Source organism: Mycobacterium sp. 1245111.1, from assembly GCF_001673405.1.
Classification (GTDB): Bacteria; Actinomycetota; Actinomycetes; order Mycobacteriales; family Mycobacteriaceae; genus Mycobacterium.
On record NZ_LZLV01000136.1, the window covers coordinates 110,395 to 131,826 of the forward strand.

Genomic DNA, 21,432 nt, shown 5'->3' on the forward strand with positions numbered 1-21,432 from the left:
CTACTTCTTCTGCTCGTCTTTGAGTCGCTGCGCGGCCTGGACACGGCCCTCGTTGATTTCGGCCATCGCCTCGGGAATCTCGCTCGCGGTGAACTTTCCGCCGCGACCGGTGGGCAGGCCACCAAATGAGTAGCTCTCGTCGAACTTCGGCGCGGTCGGCTCGGGACGGCGCGACTCGATCTTTTCCACGACCGGTTCCAGGCGCTTGGCTTTCTCGGCGACCGCCTTCTGGTCGCGCTCGATGAACTCGGGCAGCACCTCTTTGCCCATCAACTCGATGGACTCCATGGTGCCCTCGTGGCTTCGGGGGTTGAGCAGCAGGATGATCTCGTCGACCCCGCTGTCCTCGTAGCCGCGCAGGAACTCGCGGACCGTCGACGGCGAGCCGATCGCGCCGCGCCCCGGGCCGTACGCCAGCGTCGGATCCTTCTCGCACTCTTCGAGATAACGCTTCCAGACGCCCGTGCGCCCGGGGGTGTGCACGCCGGTCATGTAGTAGTGCATGATCCCGAACGAGAAGAACCCGCCGCCCATGCCGAGCCGCTGCACGGCCTGCTCGTCGGTCTTGGCGACCATCATCGAGAGGTCGCCGCCGATCGCGAGGATGTTCGGGTTGATCGCGGGAGTGACCGGCACGCCGCTCTCTTCGAGCTCCTTGTAGTAGCCGTTGACCCGCTCGGTCAGCGGTCCGGGCCCCGTGTAGGCGAAACTCAGTGCGCCGAGGCACTTCTGAGCGGCCATCTGCACCGACGCGGGCCGGGTGCAGGCAACCCAGACCGGCGGGTGCGGCTTCTGCAGTGGCTTGGGAACGACGTTGCGGGCCGGCATCTCGATGTGCTCACCCTTGAACCCGGTGAAGGGTTCCTCGGTCATACAGCGGATCGACACCTCGAGTGCCTCTTCCCACTGCGCGCGTTTGTCGGCGGGGTCGATGTTGAAGCCGCCGAGCTCGCCAATCGAGGAGGATTCACCGGTGCCGAATTCCACTCGCCCGTCGGAGATCAGGTCGAGGGTGGCGATGCGCTCGGCAACCCGCGCCGGATGGTTGACCGCAGGCGGCAGGTGCATGATGCCGAATCCCAGCCGGATGTCCTTGGTCCGCTGGCTGGCGCCGGCCAGGAACATCTCGGGCGCGGTGGAGTGGCAGTACTCCTCGAGGAAGTGGTGCTCGGTCAGCCAGACCGTGGAGAACCCGGCCTTGTCGGCAAGTTCGACCTCGTCCATTGCGTCCTTGAGCAGGATGTGCTCGTCGTCGTCCGACCATGGACGGGGCAGAGCGAATTCGTAGAACAGTGAGATCTTCAACTGGTACCTCCCGGAACAATCGATCGTGTTGAGCTTTGGCTGACAAGGTGTTTGGCCGCGACGTATCCGAACGTCATCGCGGGCCCGATGGTGGCGCCCGCACCGGCGTAGCTTCGCCCCATCACCGCCGCCGAGGCGTTACCCACGGCATAGAGTCCGCGGACCACGCTGTCGTCGGCCCGCAGGACCCGCGCGTGTTCGTCGGTGCGGAGACCGCCCGAGGTGCCCAGGTCGCCCAGAACGATCCGGAATGCGTAGTAGGGCGGCTTCCCCAGCGGATGCAGATTGGGATTGGGCAGCGTGGGGTCTCCGTAGTAATTGTCGTAGATGCTGTCACCCCGGTTGAAGTCGTCGTCGTGGCCCTTGTGCGCCAGATCGTTGAAACGCGTTGCGGTGCTGCGTAGTTGGTCGGCCGGCACGCCGATCTTGCCGGCGAGTTCGTCCCAGGTGTTGGCCGACTTGACCACGCCGGACTCCAGCCATGCCTTCGGGATCTTGCGGCCGGTCGGGACCGGGGCGAACGGGATCTTCGGGATCGGCAGGTGCCCCGCCACGACGTATTTCAGGAACGACCGGTGGTCGGTGATCAGCCAGCACGGGATGTGGGTGACGCCCGATTCCTGTCCCTCGATCATCGCGTGACCGAAGTCCATGTATGGCGCCGCCTCGTTGATGAAGCGCTTGCCCGCGCCGTTGACGATGAACTGCGACGGCATCATCCGCTCGTTGAGCATGAATTGCATTCGGCCGTCGGGCCATTGGATGGCCGGGAACCACCATGCCTCGTCGAGCATGTCGGCGGCGCCGCCGACCTGCTGGCCGGCTCGGATGCCGTCGCCGGTCGCGGCGGGGTTGCCGAAGCTCCAATCCTGGTCGACCGCCGGCTGGTGCTCTTTGCGCCATGCCATGTCGTGGTCGAACCCGCCGGTGGCGACGATCACGCCGCGCGTGGCGCCGATCCGGTGCGGCGTATCGCCTTTCATCACGACGGCGCCGACCACCGATCCGTCGTCGGCGGTGATCAGTTGCGTCATCGGCGCATTCAGCCAGAGTGGGATGCCGCGGTCTTTGAGAGCTAGCCGCAGTCGCGCGGCCAGCGACTGGCCGATGGCGGCCATCCGGTCCCCGAAGACGCGGGCTCGGATCATCCGCCACACCAGCTTCACCAAAACGGCCTTGCCGGCCCAGGATTGACGCACTTGGTAGAACGAGCGAAGTTCTTTGGGCCCCAGCCAGATTCCACGCGGCGCCAGCGCCAACGGGGCGAGGAGGTTTTGCTCCTCGTCGGCCAGCACGCGCAGGTCGATCGGCGGGACGTTGATGGTGCTGCCGAGTTCGGATCCGCCGGGCAGTTCCGGGTAGTAGTCGGCGTACCCGGGCTTCCAGACGAATTCCAGCCACGGGCTGAGCTTTTCGAGGAAGTCCATCATCTCTGGCGCCGAGTCGACGTACTGTCGGATCCGCGCATCGCTGACCAGTCCGTCGGTGATTCGTCGCAGGTAGTCGACCACCTCGTCGGGCGGGGGTGAGTAGCCGGCCCGACGCTGCGCCGGCGCGCCCGGCACCCAGATGCCGCCGCCGGACAGTGCGGTGGAACCGCCGAATTGGCTGGACTTTTCGACGATCAGCGTCGTCAGCCCGGAGGCCTGCGCGGCCAGCGCCGCCGTCATCCCACCGCCGCCGGAGCCGATCACCAAGACGTCGACCGTGCTATCGAAAGTCATGCCGGCACCGCCGTTCGGACCGCGAAGCCCGCGATCAACTCGGGAGCGGGCCGGTAGTACCGGATGCCTGTCTTATAGGGACCGGCGGCCGCCAGCGCGCCGAAAGCCGCTACCCAGGTGCGGATTTCGTGGGCGGAGTTGCCGCCCTCGCCGGCGATGAACGCATTCGACCACTTGTCCAATTCCTCGAGATCTCCGCTGTCGACGATCTCGAGGAATTTCTGGTCGAATTCGGGGTTGAGCGGTTGCAGCGGGCTCTCGCCGCCGGCGAAGGCTTTGGCCGCCTCGATCACCGCCGACTGTCGTGCCGAGCGTTGATCGGCAGTCATCGGCTGGCCGTGCACGATCCGCTCGACGACCTGCGGTGTCGCGGTCGCCAGGGTCGGAACCGGCGGATCATGGGACAGCCCACCGGATCCCACCACCAGGACTCGCTTGTTCAGCGTGGCCAGGTAGCTGCCGACCGCCCTGCCGAGGGTGCGGCAGCGGTGCAGTGGGCCCAGCGGGGTGGCGACCGAGTTGATGAAGATCGGAATCACCGGGCGCGCCGTAGCTTTGCCGAACAGCTTCTCCAGCGGTTGCACGGTGCCGTGGTCAACATCCATGCTCGCCGAGATTGCGACGTCGACCCCGGCCGATAGCACCGCTTTCGCACACCCGACCGCGGTGGCTTCGGGCACATCGAGCGGACCCTTATGGGTGCCGTAGTCGCCGACGCCTTGGGCCTCGGTGCCGATGCAGAACGGCGGCATCGTCCGATAGAAGAAGCCGTTGTAATGGTCGGGGGCAAAGATGGCGACGATCTCGGGGTTGAAGTCCGCGACGAAATCCCTTGCCTGCGTGAGGACGGCGTCGATGTCATTGAGAAGGTCCTGCGACAGCCCGGGCAGATTGAGTAGTGGGCTGTGAGACATACAGCACAGGGCGAGTGGCACTTTGAGAATCACCGCCTCCCGCTGTCAAGGTGAGGACCTCGAAGAGCGAGGCGCTCAGTTCGGGGGCGAGTTGAGCGATGCAGGCACCTGCGATGCATCGATCGGGGCGCAGAAACAGCACGGATTCGCGGTGCCCGTCGAAGAAGGCCTTGAGCTGGCCGGTCCGGTCGCCGACGACGACCACGTCGGGATCGTCGTCGCCGTCCCAGTGCAGCTGGGTCAACGGGCGGGCCGCGACGAGCTTCGCCCCCAGCGCCTGCCAATCAGCAAATGCCTTGGCGCCGAGGATCTCCCGCGGTTTGTTGTTCCAGCACATGACGGCGAACCCGTTACCCAGTACATCGTCGAGCAGGACGTCCTGCTGCTCGCGGGTATCGACTCTCGGCTGTAAGAACAGCGTTCCGACCGGCGAATCGGCCCGCCGCGGCTCGGGATGCACGACCGCGCCCTGCTCATATCGCGGCATCGGCTTGAACCGCATCTCCAGCACATATCGCTTGAGCGAAGGCACAATTGACGCCGAACGCACCAACAGGTCGCGGGCCGCCGCGATCCGTCGATTGGTCGGCGAGATGACACGGCCGACCATCGTCGACAGGTCGATCATGGCCCGGGCGTGCTTGCGGCGCTCGACGTCGTAGGTGTCGAGGAGGGCTTCACCGGCGTAACCGTTGACCACGGCGGCGAGCTTCCAGCCCAGGTTGGCCGCATCGCGGATACCGCTGTTGTAACCCTGCCCCTGCCACACCGGCATCAGGTGCGCGGCATCGCCGGCCAGCAGCAGGCGGCCCTTGCGGAACGCGCCGGCGATCCGGGAGTGATGGGTGTAGAGCCGGTGACGGATCACGTCGACCCGGTCGGGATTCGGCACCATCGACGCCAGCATCTGGGTGAGGAATGCCGGGTCTTCGGCCTGCTCGTCGGTCTCGTCGGCGTGAATCATGAATTCGAACCGGCGAATTCCGTGCGCGATCGAGATCGAGGCGTAGGGGCGGGCCGGGTCGGCGCCGACTTCGCTGTTGGGGTGTCCGAGCGGATCGTTGGCGATGTCGACCACCAACCAGCGCGTCGGCGAGGTGGTGCCGTCGAAGGACACCCCCATCAGTCGTCGGGTGGCACTTCGGCCGCCGTCGCAGCCGACGACGTACTGGGCCCGGACGCTTTTACGTCCACCCTCGCCGTCCAGGTCGACGGTGACCGCGTCAGGCGCTTCGGTGTAGGACGCCATGGTGCTGCTCCACTGCACCTCGACGTGCTCGAATCTATCGAGGCCGCGCAGCAATTCGGCGTCGACCAGCGGCTGGACGAAGCCGTTACGTTTCGGCCAGCCGAAACGTGCGTCGGGCGGCGCCATTTCGGCGAGTATCCGGTGTTTGGCGTCGACGAATCGCAGGATCTGGTTGGGCACGGTGTGCGGCAGCACGTGGTCGACCAGTCCGATCGCCTGGAACGTGCGCAATGACTCATCGTCGAGCCCGACCCCGCGGGGATAGTCGATCAGCGTGTCGCGCTCCTCGACCACCAGAGTGCTGACCCCTTGCAGGCCAAGGATATTGGCAAGCGTCAGGCCGACCGGTCCCGCGCCGACGATCACGACGTCGACATCCACCTCCTGGTCGCCTTCCACAGTCAACGGCCCAGCAGAAAGTCGATGTGCAGACGGTCGAACGTCTTGGTGTCCTCGTACTGCGGCCAGTGGCCACAGCCGGACATCACCTCGAAGCGCGCGCCCGGGATCATCGACGCGATGCGTCGGCCCTCGGTGACGTCGGCGGTCGGGTCGTCGCTGGTCCACAACACCAGGGTGGGCGCGGTGATCGATCCATAGTCTTTGGCGCCCAGTAGGTTACGGGCCCGGATCTCGGGATCCTGCAAGGCCATGATGTCGCGCATCGCGGAAACGAAGCCCGGCTGGCGGTACACCCGCTGCCGGCTCGCGACGAGGTCGTCGTAGTCCTTGGTCTTGTCGGCCATCAGCCATTTGATTCGTGCCTGCACGGTTTCCCAGGTCGGGTTCTCCGCGGCCGCCATCGACAGCGCGATGATCCGCTTCATCACCTCGGGGTCGGCCTGCGAGCCTCCGGCGGTGTTGAGCACCAACCGGTCGACTTTGTCAGGGTGATCGGCGGCGGCGCGCGAAACGACCCAGCCGCCCAGCGATTCGCCGGACAGGTGAGCGCGTTGGACGCCGATCGCGTCCATGAACGCGAACAGGTGATCGACGTAATGATGAATCTCCAAGGGGTGGCCGGGTTTATCGGTGTAGCCATGCCCCAGCATGTCGATCGACCAGGTCGAGAAGTGCTCGGCGTGGGCCTCGAGGTTGCGGACGTACGCCTCGGCGTGGCCGCCGGATCCGTGCAGCAGGATCAGGGGCGGCCTACTCTCGTCGCCGGCCTGCAGGTAACGAGTTCGTACACCGCCGGCGTCCAGGTAGCCCTGCACGAACGGCACACCCTGCAGATCACTCCAGACGCTCTCGTGCTCGGCCACCTGATCCTCTCTTGCCGTGTGCGCGGAAATTTGGTTCTCGTATTGCGTCAACAATGTGTGCTAAAATCGCACACTAATGTGCACTATCTATAAAGCATCACTCTCTGCGGGGTGTCTGTCAAGCAAGATCGTGGGCCACTGACGTGGGCGAGGTCCCGACCACCACCGCCCCGGGGTCGCAAACGCTGGCCCGCGGGCTCACCGCGTTGCAGCTGGTGGCCGACTCTCCGGCGGGCATGACCGTGCAGCAGGTCGCCGACGGTGTCGGCGTGCATCGGACCATCGCGTATCGCCTGTTGTCCACGCTGGCGCAGTTCCGATTCGTCGCGAAGGGCGAGGACGGCCGGTACCGCCCGGCCGCCGGTCTGGCGCTGCTCGGTGCGTCGTTCGATCGCAATCTGCGACAACTCAGCGTGCCGATCCTGCGGGCCCTGGCCGAGGATCTCGGCACCACGGTCTCGCTGCTGGTGGCCGAGGGCGACCAGCAGGTGGCAATCGCGGTGATCGTCCCGACCCAGGTCCCCTATCAGTTGGCGTTCCACGAAGGCAGCCGTTACCCGCTCGATCGCGGTGCCGCGGGCATCGCGTTGCTGGCCAGTCTGCCGCCGCGTCCGGACGAACGTGATCTCGTGGCCAGCGCCCGTGCGCAGGGTTGGGTGATCACCCATGGCGAAATCGAGCCCAACACATACGGCTTGGCGGTGCCGGTACACCGCGATCCGCCGTCGCCGCCGGCGTGCATCAACCTGATCTCGCACCGCGAGGACGTGGTGATGAAAGGTAAGGACGCAGTTGTCAAGGCGGCCAAGGAATTGTCGGCGGTCCTCGGCTGACCCGGCAGAAAGGAATTCAGAGCTATGCCGTCTTGGGACGATGAGGTCGACGTCGTCGTGCTGGGCAGTGGCGGGGCCGCCCTGGCGGCCGCACTGACGGCCGCCGCCAGCCGAGCCTCGGTGGCGGTCTACGAGAAGGCCGCGACTGTCGGTGGCACCACTGCGGTTTCGGGTGGCGTGGTGTGGATACCCGCGCACGACCGCTCCCCCGACGGCGAACTGTCGGTCGATGATGCACTGCGCTACCTCAGCGCGCAGGCACTCGGATCGATGGACGACGCCCTCGTCGAGACTTTCGTGCGAACCGGTCCGGCGATGCTCGATTTCATCGAGGCCCACAGCGGTCTGCGATTCGAAATTGCCGCCGGGTTCCCGGATTACAAGCCGGAACTACCCGGCGGCCAGCCGGGCGGCGGGCGCTCGTTGAGCGCGGCCCCCTTCGATCTCAACCAGCTCGGTGAGTGGAGCGACCGGATCACCGCCTTTCCACAGGACTGGTCGAATGTCGGGTTCGACGCCGAGACGCGGGCCCGGCTGTACGCCGGCGGCGATCCGAATGCCGACCTGTGCGTGGCAGGCACGGCGCTGATCGCCGGGCTCCTCAAAGGGTTGCTCGACGCGGGCGTCATCCCACACACGAATGCCCGGGCCGAGGAACTGATCGTCGAAGACGGCCGCATCGTCGGGGTTCGAATCTCGTCCGCCGGCGGACAATTGGCCGTGCACGCCCGCCACGGGGTCATTCTGGGAACCGGCGGATTCGAGTGGGATCCGGTTCTGGTCAACGCTTTTCTGCGCGGACCGATGCACGGCGCGGTCTCGCCGCCCAACAACACCGGCGACGGGCTGCGCATGGCGATGGCTCACGGCGCCGACCTGGCCAACATGGGCGAGGCATGGTGGGTGCCGATCGTGCAGATCCCCGGCGACACCATCGACGGCCATCAACGCAGCCGCAGTGTGCGGCTGGAACGCACCCGGCCACGAAGCATCATCGTCAACCGGCTCGGCCGGCGATTCGTCAACGAAGCCTGTGACTACAACTCGATGGCCGGCGCCTTCCACTACCTCGATCCGCGCGAGGGCTACGTCAACGACCCGGCCTGGATGGTGTTCGACTCCCAGCATCTCAAGCGCTACGGGTTTTTGGGGATCGACCCCGACGGTCCGGTGCCGGACTGGTTCTGCGAATCCGCGGACCTGGCCGAGCTGTCCGCCAAAACCGGGATCGCCCTCGACGGGCTCAACCGCACTATCGAGGCCTGGAACCACAACGTCGGCGACGGCGTCGATCCCGACTTCGGCCGTGGCTCAAGCGCTTACGACGGCTACTGGGGCGACGAGCACGCGACCACGCCGGCCGGCAAAACGCTCGGCCCCATCGACACCGCGCCGTTCTACGCCGTTCCGGTGTCGGTGGGCGCGATGGGCACCAAGGGTGGGCCACGAACCGACCGCGACGGTCGCGTCCTGCACGTCAGCGGCGAGCCGATCCCGGGCCTGTTCGCCGCCGGCAATGCGATGGGCGGGGTGACCGGGCGGGCGTACGGCGGCGCCGGCGGGACCATCGGCCCGGCAATGGTTTTCGGCTACCGCGCGGGTTATGCCGCTGCGACCGGGAAGTCGGTCGACTAGCCGGGGCAGGCCGGCCTCAGCGCTCGGCGAGTGCTTTCGCCAGATCGATTGTGCCGGTGCTGATCGCGGCGACCACGCCGCCGTCGACCAGCAGGTCGGCGCCGGTGATGAATGACGCGGACGGCCCGAGCAGGAACTCGGTGGCGGCGGCGATGTCCTCGGGTGTGCCATATCGCCGAGTTCCGGAGTTGGCGACCATCGCCCTCATCAGCGCGCCCGATTCGCTCTCGAGTTCGAGGCGTCCCATCGCCGTCGAAATGACACCGGGGCTGATCGAGTTGATCCGGGCGCCACGCTGCCCCCAGGTCGCGGCCGCCGCGGCAACCCGAATCTGGTTGGCCCGCTTGGCAAACGGATAGGCCATCTGACTGCTGGTGATGCTCGTGCACGCTTCGAGGCCGAGCAGCTCCTCGGCGGGCAAGCTCGCCAGCTGGCGCGCGACCTCGGGATCCGGTAGCGGCATCATGTGGCCGGCCATGCTGGCGATGACGACGCCCGCGCCGCCGGGCTCGATCACCTTGCCGAATTCGTCGAGACTCAGCGCGACGCCCAGCAGATCGACAGCCAGGACCGCCTCCGTGGATGCCTGTTGGGGCGAGAGCCCCGCGGTGTGCACCACCGACATGACGCGCCCCGCGACCCTCGCGGCCTCCGCCACCGTGGCCACCGAACTGCGTGAGGTGACGTCAACCTGTCGGGTCAGCACCTGATGACCGTCGTCGGTGAGCGCCGCGGCCGTCGCCTCGAGACCCTCGGCATTGATGTCGGCCAGCACGATGGTGCGGCCCGCCCCACAACGGCGGGCCACCGAGACCCCCATGCCGCCGGCCCCGATGATGACCAGAACGTCGTTGCTCACCGCTGACTCCAATTCGGCAAACAGGGGCCCGGGGCGCCTGAGGCGATATGAGAACATTATTCTCACAGATCGAGAGTAAGAGTTGCAAGAAGGGAAATAGCGATGCAGATCAGCGGGAGTTCGGCCGTAGTCGTCGGCGGCGCGGGCGGCCTTGGTGAGGCCACTGTCCGCCGACTGCACGCCGCGGGAGCGAAAGTAGTGATCGCCGACCTTGCCGACGAAAAGGGCGCGGCGCTGGCCAAGGAGCTCGACGCCCGCTACGTCCGCACCGACGCGACCAAGACCGAAGACGTCAACGCGGCCCTGGCCGAAGCGGAATCGCTTGCTCCGCTACGCATCTCAGTGGACGCGCACGGTGGGCCCGCCAGCGGTGGACGGCTGATCGGCAAGGACGGCTCACCGCTGGACCTGGACGGCTTCAAAACGACCATCGACGTGTACCTGACCGGTGTGTTCAACGTACTGCGGCTGGCCGCAGCGGCCATCGCCCGGCAGGAGCCGATCGACGAGGGCGCCCGCGGCGTCATCATCAACACCGCGTCGATCGCCGCCTACGAGGGCCAGATCGGCCAGCTGCCGTACGCGGCGGCCAAGGGCGGGGTCGTCGGTATGACGCTGGTGGCGGCCCGCGACCTGTCGCCGCTCGGCATTCGGGTCGTCACCATCGCGCCCGGTACGTTCCTGACGCCGGCGTACGGCAAGGCCGGCGACCAGCTCGAGGCGTACTGGGGCCCGCAAGTTCCGTTCCCGAAGCGAATGGGCCGCTCCTCCGAGTACGGCGCATTCGTGCAGAGCATCGTCGAAAACGACTACCTCAACGGCGAAGTCATCCGGTTGGACGGCGCACTGCGCTTCCCGCCGAAGTAGACGGGCCAGGCCGAGCGTGACGCCAGCGTCACGCTCAGGGCCGAACGTGACCGCAGTGTCACGCTCGGGGCGGGTTTAGTTCTTGCCCGCCGACAGCTTGGCAACGATGGCGCGGAAATCCTCGGTCTGCATGGTCTGGCTTTCCGCCGTCAACGCGTAGTCGATGGTGTCTAGCACCGCCCGTTCCAGATGCAGGTTGAGGACGCGCTTGGTGCTCTCGACGGCCTGTTGAGGTAGCTGAAGAATCTTCTTCGCCGCATTCACCGCCTCGGCAACCGGATCGGCCACCACATGGTTGGCCAGGCCCAATTCGACGGCTTTCGCGGCGGGAATCCGCGCACCGGTCAGCGCGTATTCCTTGGCCAGCAGCAGGCTGATGTGCAGCGGCCAGGTCAGCGGTCCACCATCGGCGGCGACCAATCCCACCTGCACATGCGGGTCGGCCAGGTAGGCGTCTTCCGCGATGTAGACGATGTCACTCAATGCGACCAGGCTGCAGCCCAACCCGACGGCCGGACCATTCACCGCGGCCAGCACGGGAATTCGGCACCGGGCCATGCCCAGCACGATCTCGCGCCCGTCGATGATGGTCTTGGCGCGCAGCTGAGCATCCCCGGCCAGCTCGTTGAGATAGACGAAGTCGCCACCAGCCGAAAACGCCCGTCCAGCACCGGTTATCACCGCAACGCGGGCACTCAGGTCATCGCTCAGCCGTTGCCACAGCTTGGCCAGACCGTGGTGCAGCGAGTCGTTGACCGAGTTGAGTGACTCGGGACGGTTCAATGTGATGATCCGCAGCGGACCGTCGGCCTGGACGTCGATTTCCTTTGGCATGTCGTACATGTCAAGCTCCCAGTCCGAGGATTCGTGAGGCGATGATGTTTTTCTGGATCTGCGATGTGCCGCCCATGACGCTTTGCGCGCGGCTGTAGAGGTAGGCGCTCAGCAGGTTCGGGTCATCGATGCCGCCCACCGCCAGCGCGGCATGTCCGACGGACTGTTCGACCCAGGTCATCAGCAGTTTGTCCAGCGAGCCATCCGAGGTATGGGTAACGCCGTCGAGTTGCTCAGACAACCGCCGCCGAACGTGATGCGTCAGCATCTCGGTTTGCACTGCGGCCCAGGCGAGTTCCTCATTCACCGATCCGCCGGCGCGGGCGGCGAGCTGACGGACGAGCTTGCCGTAGCGCGCCGCGTAGCCCAACGTCGACGGCTCCCGCTCGTGGCCGACCACCGTCATCGCCAGCGGCCACCCCTCACCGGGTTCGCCGACCATGTTTTCGGCCGGCACGGTCGCGCCGTCGAAAAGCACCTGGCCAAATTCGGTGGTGACGCCATTGATCATCTGGAGCGGACGCTGTTGCACCCCAGGCTGTTTCATCGGGATGATGAAAGCCGAGATGCCGCGGTGCCGTTTGGCCTCGGGGTCGGTGCGCGCCAACAGCAGGCACCAGTCCGCGACGTCGGAGTAGCTGGTCCAGATCTTGTGCCCGTTGATGACGTAGGTGTCGCCTTCGCGGGTGGCGGTGGTGGTCAGTGACGCGAGATCGGAGCCGGAGCCCGGTTCGCTGAAGCCCTGACACCACCGCTCGGTGCCGTTGATCATCCCGGGCAGGAAACGGGTGCACAGCTCCTTGCTGCCGTGCCGGCTCAGACCCGCGACCAGATAGCCGAGGCTGGGCCGCGGCGGGGCCTCGGCACGCGCCAGCTCCTCGTCGAGGATGACGTCGTAGACCGGTGGTAGTTCTTGGCCGCCGTATTCGCGGGGCCAGGACAGCCCGAAGAAACCGCCCTCGTACAGCGCGCGGTGCCACTCACCTTGGCGAGCCCAATACTCGTCGCCTGAGCTGGGAAACTCCTTGGCGTGCACCGAAAGCCACGATCGCAGACGATCCCGGAAGGCGGCTTCGTCAGTGGAGTCACGGAAGTCCAACGCTGATCTCCTCCAGCTTGACGGGCCACAGTTGAGTGGAGGTGAGCGCGCGGCGCAGGAAGACGTGAGCCAAGCACTCCCAGGTGTTGCCGATGCCGCCGTGCACCTGAATCGCGGTCTCGCAGACGGTCCGCGCGGCGCGCGCGCAATAGACCTTGGCGAACCGTCCGGCCCGGATCGCGTCGGCCGGGTCGAGCTCGTCGACCGCCCAGGCGGCGTGCCGCAGGATGCTGACCGACCCCTCGATCAGGGCCAAGCTTTCGGCGAGCAGGTGCGCGATGGCCTGATACGAGCCGATCGACTTGCCATACTGCTCACGGATTTTCGCGTATTCGACGGCGAGGGTGTGCGCGCCGCGGGCGGCGCCGACCAGGTCGGCCGACGTGGTAGCCAGCGCGAGGGCCAGCCAGCGCTGCGCAGCGTCGGCGTCCAAATCGGCTAGGGTCGCGGCGTTTCCGCCGAGGTCTGCGGCGCTGCGGGTGAGGTCGACGGAGTCGCGAGAATCGCCGACGTCGACGGCCGAGACCGTCACGCCGTCCAGCGTGAGGGCGCGTCGATAGCCGCGCGCATCGACCGCCCGACCGTCGACGGCGATGGTCGACCCGGAGCCGTCGTCACCGATCCGCCGGGCGAGATCGTCGGCCAGCACGGGGCCCAGGAAGGGGGCGTCGACCAATCCGCGACCGAATTCCTCTGCGACGATCGCCACCTCGACGGCCGACGCTTCGTCGGAGCGCAGCGATCGCCACCCGGTCAGCTGAATCTGCTTGTCGAGCCTGGCGATTCGTTCGCCGTCGTCGAGGTCTTGCACTGACCCCGGGCCGAGATCGTCGGCCAGTTTCGCTGCCGCGTCCCGCAGTTGTTGTTGTTCAGCTGTCAGACGTACATCCATAGCGCTCCTTGAGAGCTCGGCGCAGCACCTTTCCCGAAGGCAACCGAGGTATTTCAGGCACGAACACGACACGACTCACACGCTTGTACGACGCCAGGCGGTCACTGACCTGAGCCGCGAGCTCGGCGGCGTCGACCGGCTCACGCGTCGCCACGGCGGCCACCACCAACTCCCCGTCGGCTTCGTCGGGAACGCCGAATACCGCGCAGTCCTGCACGGCTGGGTGCTCGTGCAGCACGGTCTCGATCTCCGCGGGCGCGACCTGAAACCCACGTACCTTGATCATCTCCTTGGACCGGTCGGTGATCCGCAACCAGCCGCCGGCATCCAGGTAGCCGATGTCACCGGTGCGATACCAGCCGTCGCACAAGACATCTCGCGTCGCCTCGGCGGGGAGGTAGCCGGCCATCAGCGACTCGGCCCGCGCCTGGATTTCGCCGACCTCACCCGGACCAACCGGCTCGCCGGTCTGCAACGACGTCACCCGCACCTGCACACCGGGCACCGGTCGGCCAACGGAGTCGAGCCGCGCGCCATCGAGCGGGTTGCAGGCGATGACCGGCAACTCCGTGGTTCCGTAGGCCGGAACCCACCCGACGCCGGTGCGACGGGTGACGGTCTCGGCGATACTGGCACTGACCGGGGTCGCGCCCCACATGATGAACCTCAGCGACGACAGGTCGTACGACTCCAACGTCGGATGCGCGGCGATGGCCAAAGCGATTGGAGCGACAGCCATTTCGACGGTGATCCGGTCGTCCTGGATGTGCTGCAGCATGCGGTCGATGTCGAAACGGCGGTGCAGGCGCATCCAGACGCCGGTCTGCAACGCCGTCACGATGTTGAGCAAGCCGAGGATATGCGACGGCGGCGTGGCGATCTGAATGCGGTCGTTGGCCGTCAAACCCATCGCGTCGCGCCAGTGCCCCACCGCGGCCTGCAGCGAACGATGGGTGTGCCGAACGGCTTTCGGCAGACCGGTGGTTCCGGAACTGAAGGCCAGCACCGCATCGGCATCCGTCGGCGGCTGCGGGAACGCCCCAGACGCCCCGGGCAGGATCGGCTCGTCGAGATGCAGCATCGGCATCAGCTCCGACAGCACGTCGTGGTCGCCGACGGCGTGCGACGGGTTCGTCAACGCCAAGGCGTGCTCGACTTCCTGGCGCTTCCACGCCGGGCTGATCAACACGGCGACGGCGGCCAGCCGCCAGATGGCGTGCAGCGCGACCACGAACTCAGGACGGTTGGACGACATCAACGCCACCCGCCCGCCGGCCCTCACCCCCCGCTCCCGCAAGCTGGTTGCCAGGCCGTCGGCCAACGCCTCGAGCTGCGGCAACGTGTAGTGCCGCTCCTCGAAGACGAGCGCCGTCGGAGACATTGAGAAGATCCTATCGTTTTGAGAGAATAGTATTCTCTCAAGCGAAGAACGCAAAGTGTGGAAGGTATGGGGATGGCGGAACGCCACGTGTTCCAGCGGGCCACGGTGACTCGGATCATCAAGGAGACCGCAGACAGCCGTACCTACGTGCTCGCCCCCGAGGAGCAGCCGTTTACCTACCGCGCCGGGCAGTTCTGCACGTTCAAGGTCACCGTCGACGGCGAGGACCTGTACCGGTCGTACTCGATGTCGAGCGCGCCGGAGACCGACACCGAACTGATGACCACGGTCAAGCGGGTCACCGGCGGCAAGGTGTCGAACTGGCTCATCGACAACGTGGTCGAGGGCGACGAGCTGACCATGACCAGGGCCGCGGGGACGTTCGTACTGGGTACGGCGACGGGCCCGCTGCTGGCGTTCGCGGGCGGTAGCGGCGTCACGCCGATCCTGTCGTTGGCCAAGAGCGCGTTGGCGAGCACCGGGCGCACGGTGCGCCTGCTGTGCGCCGACCGTGACCGGGGTTCGGCGATCTTCGACGCGGTTCTCGACGACCTGGTCGAGCGTTTCCCCGGCCGGCTATCGGTGCTGCGCCACCTCGACGACCAGCACGGCCTGCTGGATGCGGCGGGCGTGGCGAAGTTCGTCGGCGCGGACGGCAACGCGGACTGCTACGTCTGTGGGCCGGAGGGATTCATGACCGTCGTGCGGGCAGCGCTGCCGGATACCGCGCATGTTCTCGTCGAGGATTTCGATGCGTCGCCGTCGGTCAAGGCTCCGGCCCCGGCGGTCTCCGAGTCGGCCGGCGACGTGGATGCCGGCGGCACGGTGACCATCCGGCTGGACCGCAAGAAGGCGTCGGTGCCGCGAGTGCCCGGGGAGACGCTGCTGGAAAGCGCACGACGGGCCGGCCTGTCACCACCATTCAGCTGCGAGGCCGGCAATTGCGGGACCTGCATGGCCAAGCTGATCGACGGCGAGGCCACCATGCGGACCAACGACGTGCTCGAGGACGACGAGATCGCCGACGGCTACATCCTCACCTGCCAGGCCGTGCCGGACACGGCGTCGATCACGGTGGAGTACGAGTAGGGGAATGTAACGCGGCTTTTGTGGGCTAAAGCACACATGACCGATCTTCCTGCTTTCGAGAAACTTGCCTCCGCCGATCAGGGGCTCGTTGTCTTCACCACGCTGCGGCGCGACGGCAGCGCCCAGTCGTCCGTCGTCAACGCCGGGGTGCTCCCCCACCCGCTGACCGACGAGCCGGTCGTCGGGCTGGTGGCCATCGGCGGCGCACGCAAACTCGACCACCTGCGCGCCGACCCGCGGACCACCGTCACCGCCCGCAGCGGATGGCAGTGGGCCACCGTCGAGGGGACCGCGCAGCTGATCGGACCCGACGACCCACATCCAGACGTGGACGCCGAGCGGCTGCGGGTGATGCTTCGCGAGATCTTCACCGCGGCCGGCGGCACCCATGACGACTGGGACACCTACGACCGGGTGATGCGCGAGGAACGCCGCACCGCGGTGCTGATCTCGCCGACCCGCGTCTACACGAACCCGTCGCGGGGCTAGACGTCGAAGTAGTGGCCGGCTTCCAGGTCGGCGAGCAACCCCGGGTGCTCCGGCTTCCAGTCGAGGATTTTTTGGGTCAGTTCGCTGGAGGTCGCGTTGTCCAGTGTGGCGAACGGGGCCAGGAACCCGAAGTGGTCGGGCGCCTGCTCGACAGTGATGCTCGTGACCGGCAGGTCCAGGTGGCGACCGACGACCTCGGCGATCTCGCGGAACGGCACGCCTTCGTCGGCGATGCCGTGCAGCCGCGTGCCCGCGGGCGCGGATTCCAATGCCAGCCGGTACAGCCGCGCGGCGTCGAGCGTGTGCAGAGCCGGCCAGCGGTTCGCGCCGTCGCCGATGTAGGCGGACACCCCGGCCTTGCGGGCGCAGTCGATGATGTGGTGGGCGAAGCCGTGGTGGTCCAGGTCGCTGTGCACCAGCGGCGCCAACCGCACGACAGACGAGCGAACGCCGCTGTCCGCCAACGCAATTGCGGCATTCTCGGCGTCGATGCGCGGACCGGCGGGCAGCGTGTCGTTCTCGGTGGCAAGTCGGCCCTCGACAAACGCGACCATGAGCGTGCCCGATGTGCCGACGAAGGGCTTGCCCGATCCGACCAGTGCCTCGCCGATCGCCTCGACGGCTCGCCGGTCAGCTTCGACCGAGCCGAGGAAGTCGTCGAAGTTGTGCTTGAAGGCCAAGTGGATCACGCCGTCGGAGGCGGCAGCCGCCTCGCGCAGACCGTCGAGGTCGTCGAGGTCGCCGCGATGCACCTCCACGCCCAGGGCCGCCAGGGCGGCAGCACCGTCGTCCGAGCGGGCCAAGCCGACGACCTGGTGTCCGGCCTGCAGCAACTCGGGTACGACGGCCGACCCGATGTGGCCCGTCGCCCCGGTGACGAAAACTCGCATGATGAACTCCCTGAGATAGCGGTGAAGCGGTAACACCACCCTGCGTCGCGGCCTCGAATGCGTCCAAGACTCGTTTCGAATGGCTCAATACCGATCAGGCATCACCGCAGGACAGCTCGCAATGGGAAGCGCTGTGTCCTCCCGAATGTGATTACCATTCGGGTATGGACGACACCTCAGCCGATCTCGACCTGCGGCTGGTGCGCTATTTCGTCGTCGTCGCCGAACACCGGCACTTCGGCCGCGCCGCCACCGCGCTACGGGTGGCGCAGCCGTCGCTGAGTCGCCAGATCCGCCGCCTGGAACAACAATTGGGTGCCCGGCTGCTGGACCGCACCCCGCAAGGCACCCAGCTGACCGAAGCCGGCGAGGTCTTCTTGACGTCGGCCAAGGCACTGCTGCGTTCTGCGGGCCGGGCCGCCGCGCAGACCCGCGCGGCCGCCCAACCCAGTCGGATCACCATCGGTTACACGACTGGGCTGATCATCACGCCAGCGGTGCGCGAGATGCGGCGTCAGCACCCGGACGCCGACGTGAAAGCCGTGCACCTGGACTGGGACGAGGCCCGCCACTCGCTGCTCGATCATCGGGTCGACGCGGTAGTGACGCGCTTGCCGTTTCCGACCGACCAGCTGCACGTCACGATCTTGTACGACGAGCCACGGGTGCTGATCGTGCCGCATGATCATCGGCTGGCCGGGAAGGAGTCGATCACGATCGACGACATCGCCGACGAGCCGATGCCGCAGATCCGCGACTCGGATCCGACGTGGAATGCGTTCTGGCGCATCGATCCCCGTCCGGACGGACGACGCGCCCCCGGCGGGCCGTTCATCGAGGCGCTCGAGGACAAGTTCGAAGTGATCGCGGCCGGGCAGGCGGTGGCAATCTCCGCGGGCTCGCACATCAGCGCCTTGCGCCCGGATCTGACCACGATTCCGCTCGAAGGCGTGGAACCCTGCCACGTCGTAGTGGCGTGCCGGGCCGACGATCGCAGCCGACTGGTGGCGGCCTTTCGTAAACTCGCCCAGCAGCACCTCACCGCGCCTTAGCGAAGCTGGGCGCCCAGCTCCGAAATCACCTCGCGGGTGCGACGTTTCGAGGCGATCAGCTCGTCGCGGTTGTCGCCGATCGGCAGCAGCCGCACCGACAGGTCGGTCACCCCGGCATCGGCGAACCGGCGCATCCGCGCCAGGATGGCATCTTCGTCGCCGGCCGCGCAGATGTCACCGACATCGCGGGCGTCGCCGTAATCGAGCAGCCGCTGGTAGTTCGGCGACACCTCGGCCTCACCCAGGATCCGGTTGGCACGCTCCTTGGCCGCATCGACTTCGCTTGCGGCGCAAAGACATACCGGGATTCCGGCGACGATGCGCGGCGCCAGGCGGCCGGCATTGTCGGCGGCCTTGGTGATACGGGGAACCACGTGGTTGGCGACGGCACGCTCGTCGGCCATCCACAACACGGTGCCGTCGGCGTGTTCGCCGGCCAGCGCCAGCATCACCGGGCCGAGCGCCGCGACCAATACCGGCAGCGGCCCGACCGGGGCGAGGTCGTTGGGATTGTGGACGGTGAAGTGGTCGTTCTCGACGTCGATCTGCCCCGGGCCGGCGAACGCGGCGTGCAACACCTCGAGGTAGTCGCGGGTGTAGGCGGCCGGTTTCTCGTAGGGCAGCCCGAGCATGTCTTGGATGATCCAGTGGTGCGACGGTCCGACGCCCAGTGCCAACCGACCTCCGGTCGCGGCATGCGTCGACAACGCCTGGCGCGCCAGCGCGACCGGGTGCTGCGCCTGCAGCGGCACGACGGCGGTGCCGAGTTCGATGCGGGTGGTGCGGGTACCCATCAGCGCGACGGCCATCAGCGCATCAAAGTCGTTGGGCACCTGCGGAATCCAGGCGGTGTCCATGCCGGCGTTCTCGGCCCACTGGATATCGGCGAGCAACCTGCTGACCTTGCGCGCGGAATCACCGCGCTCGGCGCCGATCATTACTCCGAGACGCACGGCTCCTCCAAAGTATCGTTATCCATCATCGATAACGTACTTGCCAAAAAAGAGAATGCCAATACCGTATTGTTGACCAGCGGAAATGCGTCAGGCGCGACAGAGGATCTCGCCGTGCGGGATGCCGATCCAGCCGTCGGGCGCGGCAGCCCACTCCCGCCACGCCGCCGCGATGTCGTCCAGCTCGGCAGCAGTGGCCATCCCGCTGTCGACCAACTGCAAGGCCAGGGCGGACTCGACGATCCGGTCCGCCCACATGCCGCCCCACCAGTCACGGGTTTCCGGCGTGGCGAAGCACCACAGGCCACCGCTCGGCGTCACGTCGTCGAATCCGGCGTGCTGCGCCCACGACAACAGTCGACGGCCCGCGTCGGGTTCGCCGCCGTTCGCTCGCGCGGCCGCGGAGTAGAGCACCGCCCAGCGATCCAGCCCCGGAAGCTGCGGGTACCACGTGAATCCCGCGTAGTCGGCATCCCGCGCGGCGACGAGGCCGCCCGGCTTGCACACCCGACGCATCTCGCGCAGGGCCTGAACCGGGTCGGCGACGTGCTGCAACACCTGGTGGGCGTGCACGACATCGAACGTGTCGTCGTCAAAGACCAGAGCGTGGACGTCCGACGTGACGAAATCGATGTTCGACTGGCCGCGTGCCTGCGCCTCGGCGCGAGCCAAATCCAGGGCGGCATCGGTCATTTCGACTGCGGTTACCCGTCCGGGCTCGATCCGCGCGGCCAGGTCGACCGTGATCGTCCCGGGCCCGCAGCCGACGTCGAGCAGTGCCATTCCGGCCCGAAGATGCGGCAGCAGATAGCCCGCCGAGTTTTCTGCCGTGCGAACCCGATGACCCCGCAACACCGACTCGTGATGCCCATGGGTGTAGACGGCCTGATATTCACTGGACATACGCGGACTCCCTTGAATCTCGTTCGTCGCCAAGGCTACCGCCGCTTGTTTCAGGATGCGAAATAGATATCTTATATTTTGAGATGACTAATTGACCGGAACGTTGAGGATGGGTCGTTGCACGCCGGCCCCGGCGCCGTCGAAATGCCACCACTCGCCCGAGTACACCGACAACCCGCCGGCGCTCATCGCGTCGCGCAACCGTCGCCGGTTCGCCTGCTGCGCCGCGGTAACCCCGTCGGTCGCGAAAGCCGTTGCATGCGGCGAGAAGTCGTCGAAGTCGGTACCCATGTCGACCAGACAGCGGGGGCACTGCTGGGACGGGTCGGCCAGCGTCACGTCCACGGAGCGCCCTGACTCGTGGCTCTTGGCGAAGTTCCCGGGCCTGGCTACCCAGGCCGGGTTCGGAACGAGGTCGAACATCTTGACCTGAACGTCATGTGGTCGATAGCAATCCCAGAAGACGAGAACATTGCCCTGCGCCGCCAACGCCTGGGCCGCGGAGGCCAATCCCGGTGCCATGGATTCGTGGACCAGACAGCGGGCGTCGGCGGGATAGAGCTGGGCGTGGGTGAAGTTGTTCGGCGTCGCGTAGCGCAAGTCGATCAGCGCGTTCGGGACGACCGAGCGGACATCGACGAACCTCGCCGCGCGTGCCTCGGGGCTCAGCGGCGGCACGTCGGCGTTGGCCACCGCAGCGCAAGTCGAGGCGAGCAGAACGACGGAGGTCAGGAACCGAAGCATGGCTTCAGTATGCGGCGGCGATGGTCAGCTCCAGTCGATGGCCGCGGCGCGCTGCTGGACGCCCTCGACACGGGCCGCGACCTGCGCGGCGACCGCGCGCTGTTCGTGTTCCATTGTGCTGGCTAATGTTTCGGCCTCGGCGACGATCTGCTTGAGTAGGTCGCGATGGTCCTCGATCATCGTGATGGTCGCGTTTCGGATCGCCACCACCGCCGAGCCGCGGGCCTCCGACGGGGAGAAGCCGCAGGTGAGCAGTGGTGGCAGCATCTGCCGCTCGAAGTCGGTCATGTCGCGGGAGAGGTGCACCTCGAAGGTCGCCAGGAACGGATCCCGGTCGTCGAATTCCACACTGCAAATCTTCAGCTGCTCCATGGCGTTCCTTCTGCCGGCGAGGGCGCGTTGCCCGCGTCACCGCGAATTACATGTCTGTAGTTTACCGGCGTTCCCGAGTGGGC

At 66.8% G+C, this 21,432-nt stretch carries 21 protein-coding genes; 6 read left to right on the forward strand and 15 right to left on the reverse strand.

Annotated elements, in window-relative coordinates:
• Genes A5658_RS21605 through A5658_RS21625 form a run of 5 tightly spaced genes read right to left on the reverse strand, consistent with a single transcriptional unit; the run spans position 1 to position 6,457 of the window.
• Entirely contained in the window at positions 1-1,305 is a 1,305-nt protein-coding gene (locus A5658_RS21605; RefSeq protein ID WP_067339926.1) for an LLM class flavin-dependent oxidoreductase, read from the reverse strand.
• Positions 1,302-3,029, reverse strand: coding sequence for an FAD-binding protein (locus A5658_RS21610; RefSeq protein ID WP_067339928.1), 1,728 nt, complete (start codon positions 3,027-3,029; stop codon positions 1,302-1,304). The genes A5658_RS21605 and A5658_RS21610 overlap by 4 nt, the downstream gene beginning before the upstream one ends.
• Positions 3,026-3,943, reverse strand: a complete 918-nt coding sequence (locus A5658_RS21615; protein WP_067339930.1) for a 3-carboxyethylcatechol 2,3-dioxygenase — start codon at positions 3,941-3,943, stop codon at positions 3,026-3,028. The genes A5658_RS21610 and A5658_RS21615 overlap by 4 nt, the downstream gene beginning before the upstream one ends.
• Complete coding sequence (locus tag A5658_RS21620; RefSeq protein WP_156751590.1) at positions 3,888-5,597, reverse strand: bifunctional 3-(3-hydroxy-phenyl)propionate/3-hydroxycinnamic acid hydroxylase; 1,710 nt, start codon at positions 5,595-5,597, stop codon at positions 3,888-3,890. The genes A5658_RS21615 and A5658_RS21620 overlap by 56 nt, the downstream gene beginning before the upstream one ends.
• Positions 5,594-6,457, reverse strand: coding sequence for an alpha/beta fold hydrolase (locus tag A5658_RS21625; protein ID WP_067340159.1), 864 nt, complete (start codon positions 6,455-6,457; stop codon positions 5,594-5,596). The genes A5658_RS21620 and A5658_RS21625 overlap by 4 nt, the downstream gene beginning before the upstream one ends.
• 143 nt (positions 6,458-6,600) lie before the next feature.
• Here A5658_RS21625 and A5658_RS21630 point away from each other — a divergent pair, with 143 nt between their 5' ends.
• Together A5658_RS21630 and A5658_RS21635 are read left to right on the forward strand one after the other, a co-directional pair.
• Complete coding sequence (locus A5658_RS21630; protein ID WP_067339934.1) at positions 6,601-7,290, forward strand: IclR family transcriptional regulator; 690 nt, start codon at positions 6,601-6,603, stop codon at positions 7,288-7,290.
• A gap of 24 nt (positions 7,291-7,314) precedes the next feature.
• Positions 7,315-8,925: an FAD-dependent oxidoreductase gene (locus A5658_RS21635; RefSeq protein WP_067339936.1), complete on the forward strand. Its 1,611-nt coding sequence runs from the start codon at positions 7,315-7,317 to the stop codon at positions 8,923-8,925.
• Between the two features lie 16 nt (positions 8,926-8,941).
• On the opposite strand, the gene A5658_RS21640 is transcribed toward A5658_RS21635, so the two are convergent.
• On the reverse strand, positions 8,942-9,784 hold the full coding sequence (locus A5658_RS21640) for an SDR family oxidoreductase (RefSeq protein ID WP_067339938.1): 843 nt from the start codon (positions 9,782-9,784) through the stop codon (positions 8,942-8,944).
• Between the two features lie 102 nt (positions 9,785-9,886).
• On the opposite strand from A5658_RS21640, the gene A5658_RS21645 reads away from it, so the two are divergent.
• Positions 9,887-10,651, forward strand: coding sequence for an SDR family NAD(P)-dependent oxidoreductase (locus A5658_RS21645; RefSeq protein ID WP_067339940.1), 765 nt, complete (start codon positions 9,887-9,889; stop codon positions 10,649-10,651).
• 75 nt (positions 10,652-10,726) lie between these two features.
• Here A5658_RS21645 and A5658_RS21650 read toward each other — a convergent pair whose 3' ends face one another.
• From A5658_RS21650 to A5658_RS21665, 4 genes are read right to left on the reverse strand one after another with little or no spacing between them, the layout of a single operon-like run.
• Positions 10,727-11,494, reverse strand: a complete 768-nt coding sequence (locus A5658_RS21650) for an enoyl-CoA hydratase/isomerase family protein (protein ID WP_067339942.1) — start codon at positions 11,492-11,494, stop codon at positions 10,727-10,729.
• Between the two features lies 1 nt (position 11,495).
• Complete coding sequence (locus A5658_RS21655; RefSeq protein ID WP_067339944.1) at positions 11,496-12,584, reverse strand: acyl-CoA dehydrogenase family protein; 1,089 nt, start codon at positions 12,582-12,584, stop codon at positions 11,496-11,498.
• The gene (locus tag A5658_RS21660) at positions 12,571-13,476 is read right to left on the reverse strand and encodes an acyl-CoA dehydrogenase family protein (protein WP_067339946.1); all 906 of its coding nucleotides are present in this window, start codon (positions 13,474-13,476) and stop codon (positions 12,571-12,573) included. Before A5658_RS21660 ends, A5658_RS21655 begins: the two co-directional genes overlap by 14 nt.
• Positions 13,454-14,857 (reverse strand): class I adenylate-forming enzyme family protein, encoded by a 1,404-nt coding sequence (locus A5658_RS21665; RefSeq protein ID WP_067339948.1) that lies wholly within the window; start codon positions 14,855-14,857, stop codon positions 13,454-13,456. Before A5658_RS21665 ends, A5658_RS21660 begins: the two co-directional genes overlap by 23 nt.
• A gap of 72 nt (positions 14,858-14,929) precedes the next feature.
• Here A5658_RS21665 and A5658_RS21670 point away from each other — a divergent pair, with 72 nt between their 5' ends.
• Both A5658_RS21670 and A5658_RS21675 read left to right on the forward strand, forming a co-directional pair.
• Complete coding sequence (locus A5658_RS21670) at positions 14,930-15,946, forward strand: ferredoxin--NADP reductase (RefSeq protein WP_067339950.1); 1,017 nt, start codon at positions 14,930-14,932, stop codon at positions 15,944-15,946.
• Between the two features lie 36 nt (positions 15,947-15,982).
• Positions 15,983-16,435 carry a TIGR03618 family F420-dependent PPOX class oxidoreductase gene (locus tag A5658_RS21675; protein WP_067339952.1) on the forward strand — a complete coding sequence of 151 codons (453 nt, stop codon included), beginning with the start codon at positions 15,983-15,985 and terminating at the stop codon, positions 16,433-16,435.
• Here A5658_RS21675 and A5658_RS21680 read toward each other — a convergent pair.
• Positions 16,432-17,325 carry an SDR family oxidoreductase gene (locus A5658_RS21680; protein WP_067340161.1) on the reverse strand — a complete coding sequence of 298 codons (894 nt, stop codon included), beginning with the start codon at positions 17,323-17,325 and terminating at the stop codon, positions 16,432-16,434. The two genes, A5658_RS21675 and A5658_RS21680, sit on opposite strands and share 4 nt — an antisense overlap.
• Positions 17,326-17,489: 164 nt before the next feature.
• Here A5658_RS21680 and A5658_RS21685 point away from each other — a divergent pair, with 164 nt between their 5' ends.
• Entirely contained in the window at positions 17,490-18,377 is an 888-nt protein-coding gene (locus tag A5658_RS21685; protein ID WP_067339954.1) for a LysR family transcriptional regulator, read from the forward strand.
• On the opposite strand, the gene A5658_RS21690 is transcribed toward A5658_RS21685, so the two are convergent.
• From A5658_RS21690 to A5658_RS21705, 4 genes are all read right to left on the reverse strand, one after another.
• Positions 18,374-19,330 carry an LLM class F420-dependent oxidoreductase gene (locus A5658_RS21690; protein ID WP_067339956.1) on the reverse strand — a complete coding sequence of 319 codons (957 nt, stop codon included), beginning with the start codon at positions 19,328-19,330 and terminating at the stop codon, positions 18,374-18,376. The two genes, A5658_RS21685 and A5658_RS21690, sit on opposite strands and share 4 nt — an antisense overlap.
• A gap of 90 nt (positions 19,331-19,420) precedes the next feature.
• Positions 19,421-20,233, reverse strand: coding sequence for a class I SAM-dependent methyltransferase (locus A5658_RS21695; protein WP_067339958.1), 813 nt, complete (start codon positions 20,231-20,233; stop codon positions 19,421-19,423).
• Positions 20,234-20,320: 87 nt separating this feature from the next.
• Complete coding sequence (locus tag A5658_RS21700) at positions 20,321-20,977, reverse strand: M15 family metallopeptidase (protein WP_067339959.1); 657 nt, start codon at positions 20,975-20,977, stop codon at positions 20,321-20,323.
• A 24-nt stretch (positions 20,978-21,001) separates the two neighbouring features.
• A complete protein-coding gene (locus A5658_RS21705) occupies positions 21,002-21,349 on the reverse strand; it encodes a hypothetical protein (RefSeq protein WP_067339960.1) in 348 nt (115 codons plus the stop codon).
• Positions 21,350-21,432 lie beyond the last annotated feature (83 nt).

Bases quoted from the DNA above. Each gene is read 5' to 3' on its own strand.
- A5658_RS21685 (WP_067339954.1), top strand. From the start codon at position 17,490: ATGGACGACACCTCAGCCGATCTCGACCTGCGGCTGGTGCGCTATTTC.
- A5658_RS21680 (WP_067340161.1), bottom strand. From the start codon at position 17,325: ATGCGAGTTTTCGTCACCGGGGCGACGGGCCACATCGGGTCGGCCGTC.
- A5658_RS21635 (WP_067339936.1), top strand. From the start codon at position 7,315: ATGCCGTCTTGGGACGATGAGGTCGACGTCGTCGTGCTGGGCAGTGGC.
- A5658_RS21695 (WP_067339958.1), bottom strand. From the start codon at position 20,233: ATGTCCAGTGAATATCAGGCCGTCTACACCCATGGGCATCACGAGTCG.
- A5658_RS21610 (WP_067339928.1), bottom strand. From the start codon at position 3,029: ATGACTTTCGATAGCACGGTCGACGTCTTGGTGATCGGCTCCGGCGGC.
- A5658_RS21615 (WP_067339930.1), bottom strand. From the start codon at position 3,943: ATGTCTCACAGCCCACTACTCAATCTGCCCGGGCTGTCGCAGGACCTT.
- A5658_RS21700 (WP_067339959.1), bottom strand. From the start codon at position 20,977: ATGCTTCGGTTCCTGACCTCCGTCGTTCTGCTCGCCTCGACTTGCGCT.
- A5658_RS21665 (WP_067339948.1), bottom strand. From the start codon at position 14,857: ATGTCTCCGACGGCGCTCGTCTTCGAGGAGCGGCACTACACGTTGCCG.
- A5658_RS21660 (WP_067339946.1), bottom strand. From the start codon at position 13,476: ATGGATGTACGTCTGACAGCTGAACAACAACAACTGCGGGACGCGGCA.
- A5658_RS21645 (WP_067339940.1), top strand. From the start codon at position 9,887: ATGCAGATCAGCGGGAGTTCGGCCGTAGTCGTCGGCGGCGCGGGCGGC.
- A5658_RS21670 (WP_067339950.1), top strand. From the start codon at position 14,930: ATGGCGGAACGCCACGTGTTCCAGCGGGCCACGGTGACTCGGATCATC.
- A5658_RS21675 (WP_067339952.1), top strand. From the start codon at position 15,983: ATGACCGATCTTCCTGCTTTCGAGAAACTTGCCTCCGCCGATCAGGGG.
- A5658_RS21705 (WP_067339960.1), bottom strand. From the start codon at position 21,349: ATGGAGCAGCTGAAGATTTGCAGTGTGGAATTCGACGACCGGGATCCG.
- A5658_RS21650 (WP_067339942.1), bottom strand. From the start codon at position 11,494: ATGTACGACATGCCAAAGGAAATCGACGTCCAGGCCGACGGTCCGCTG.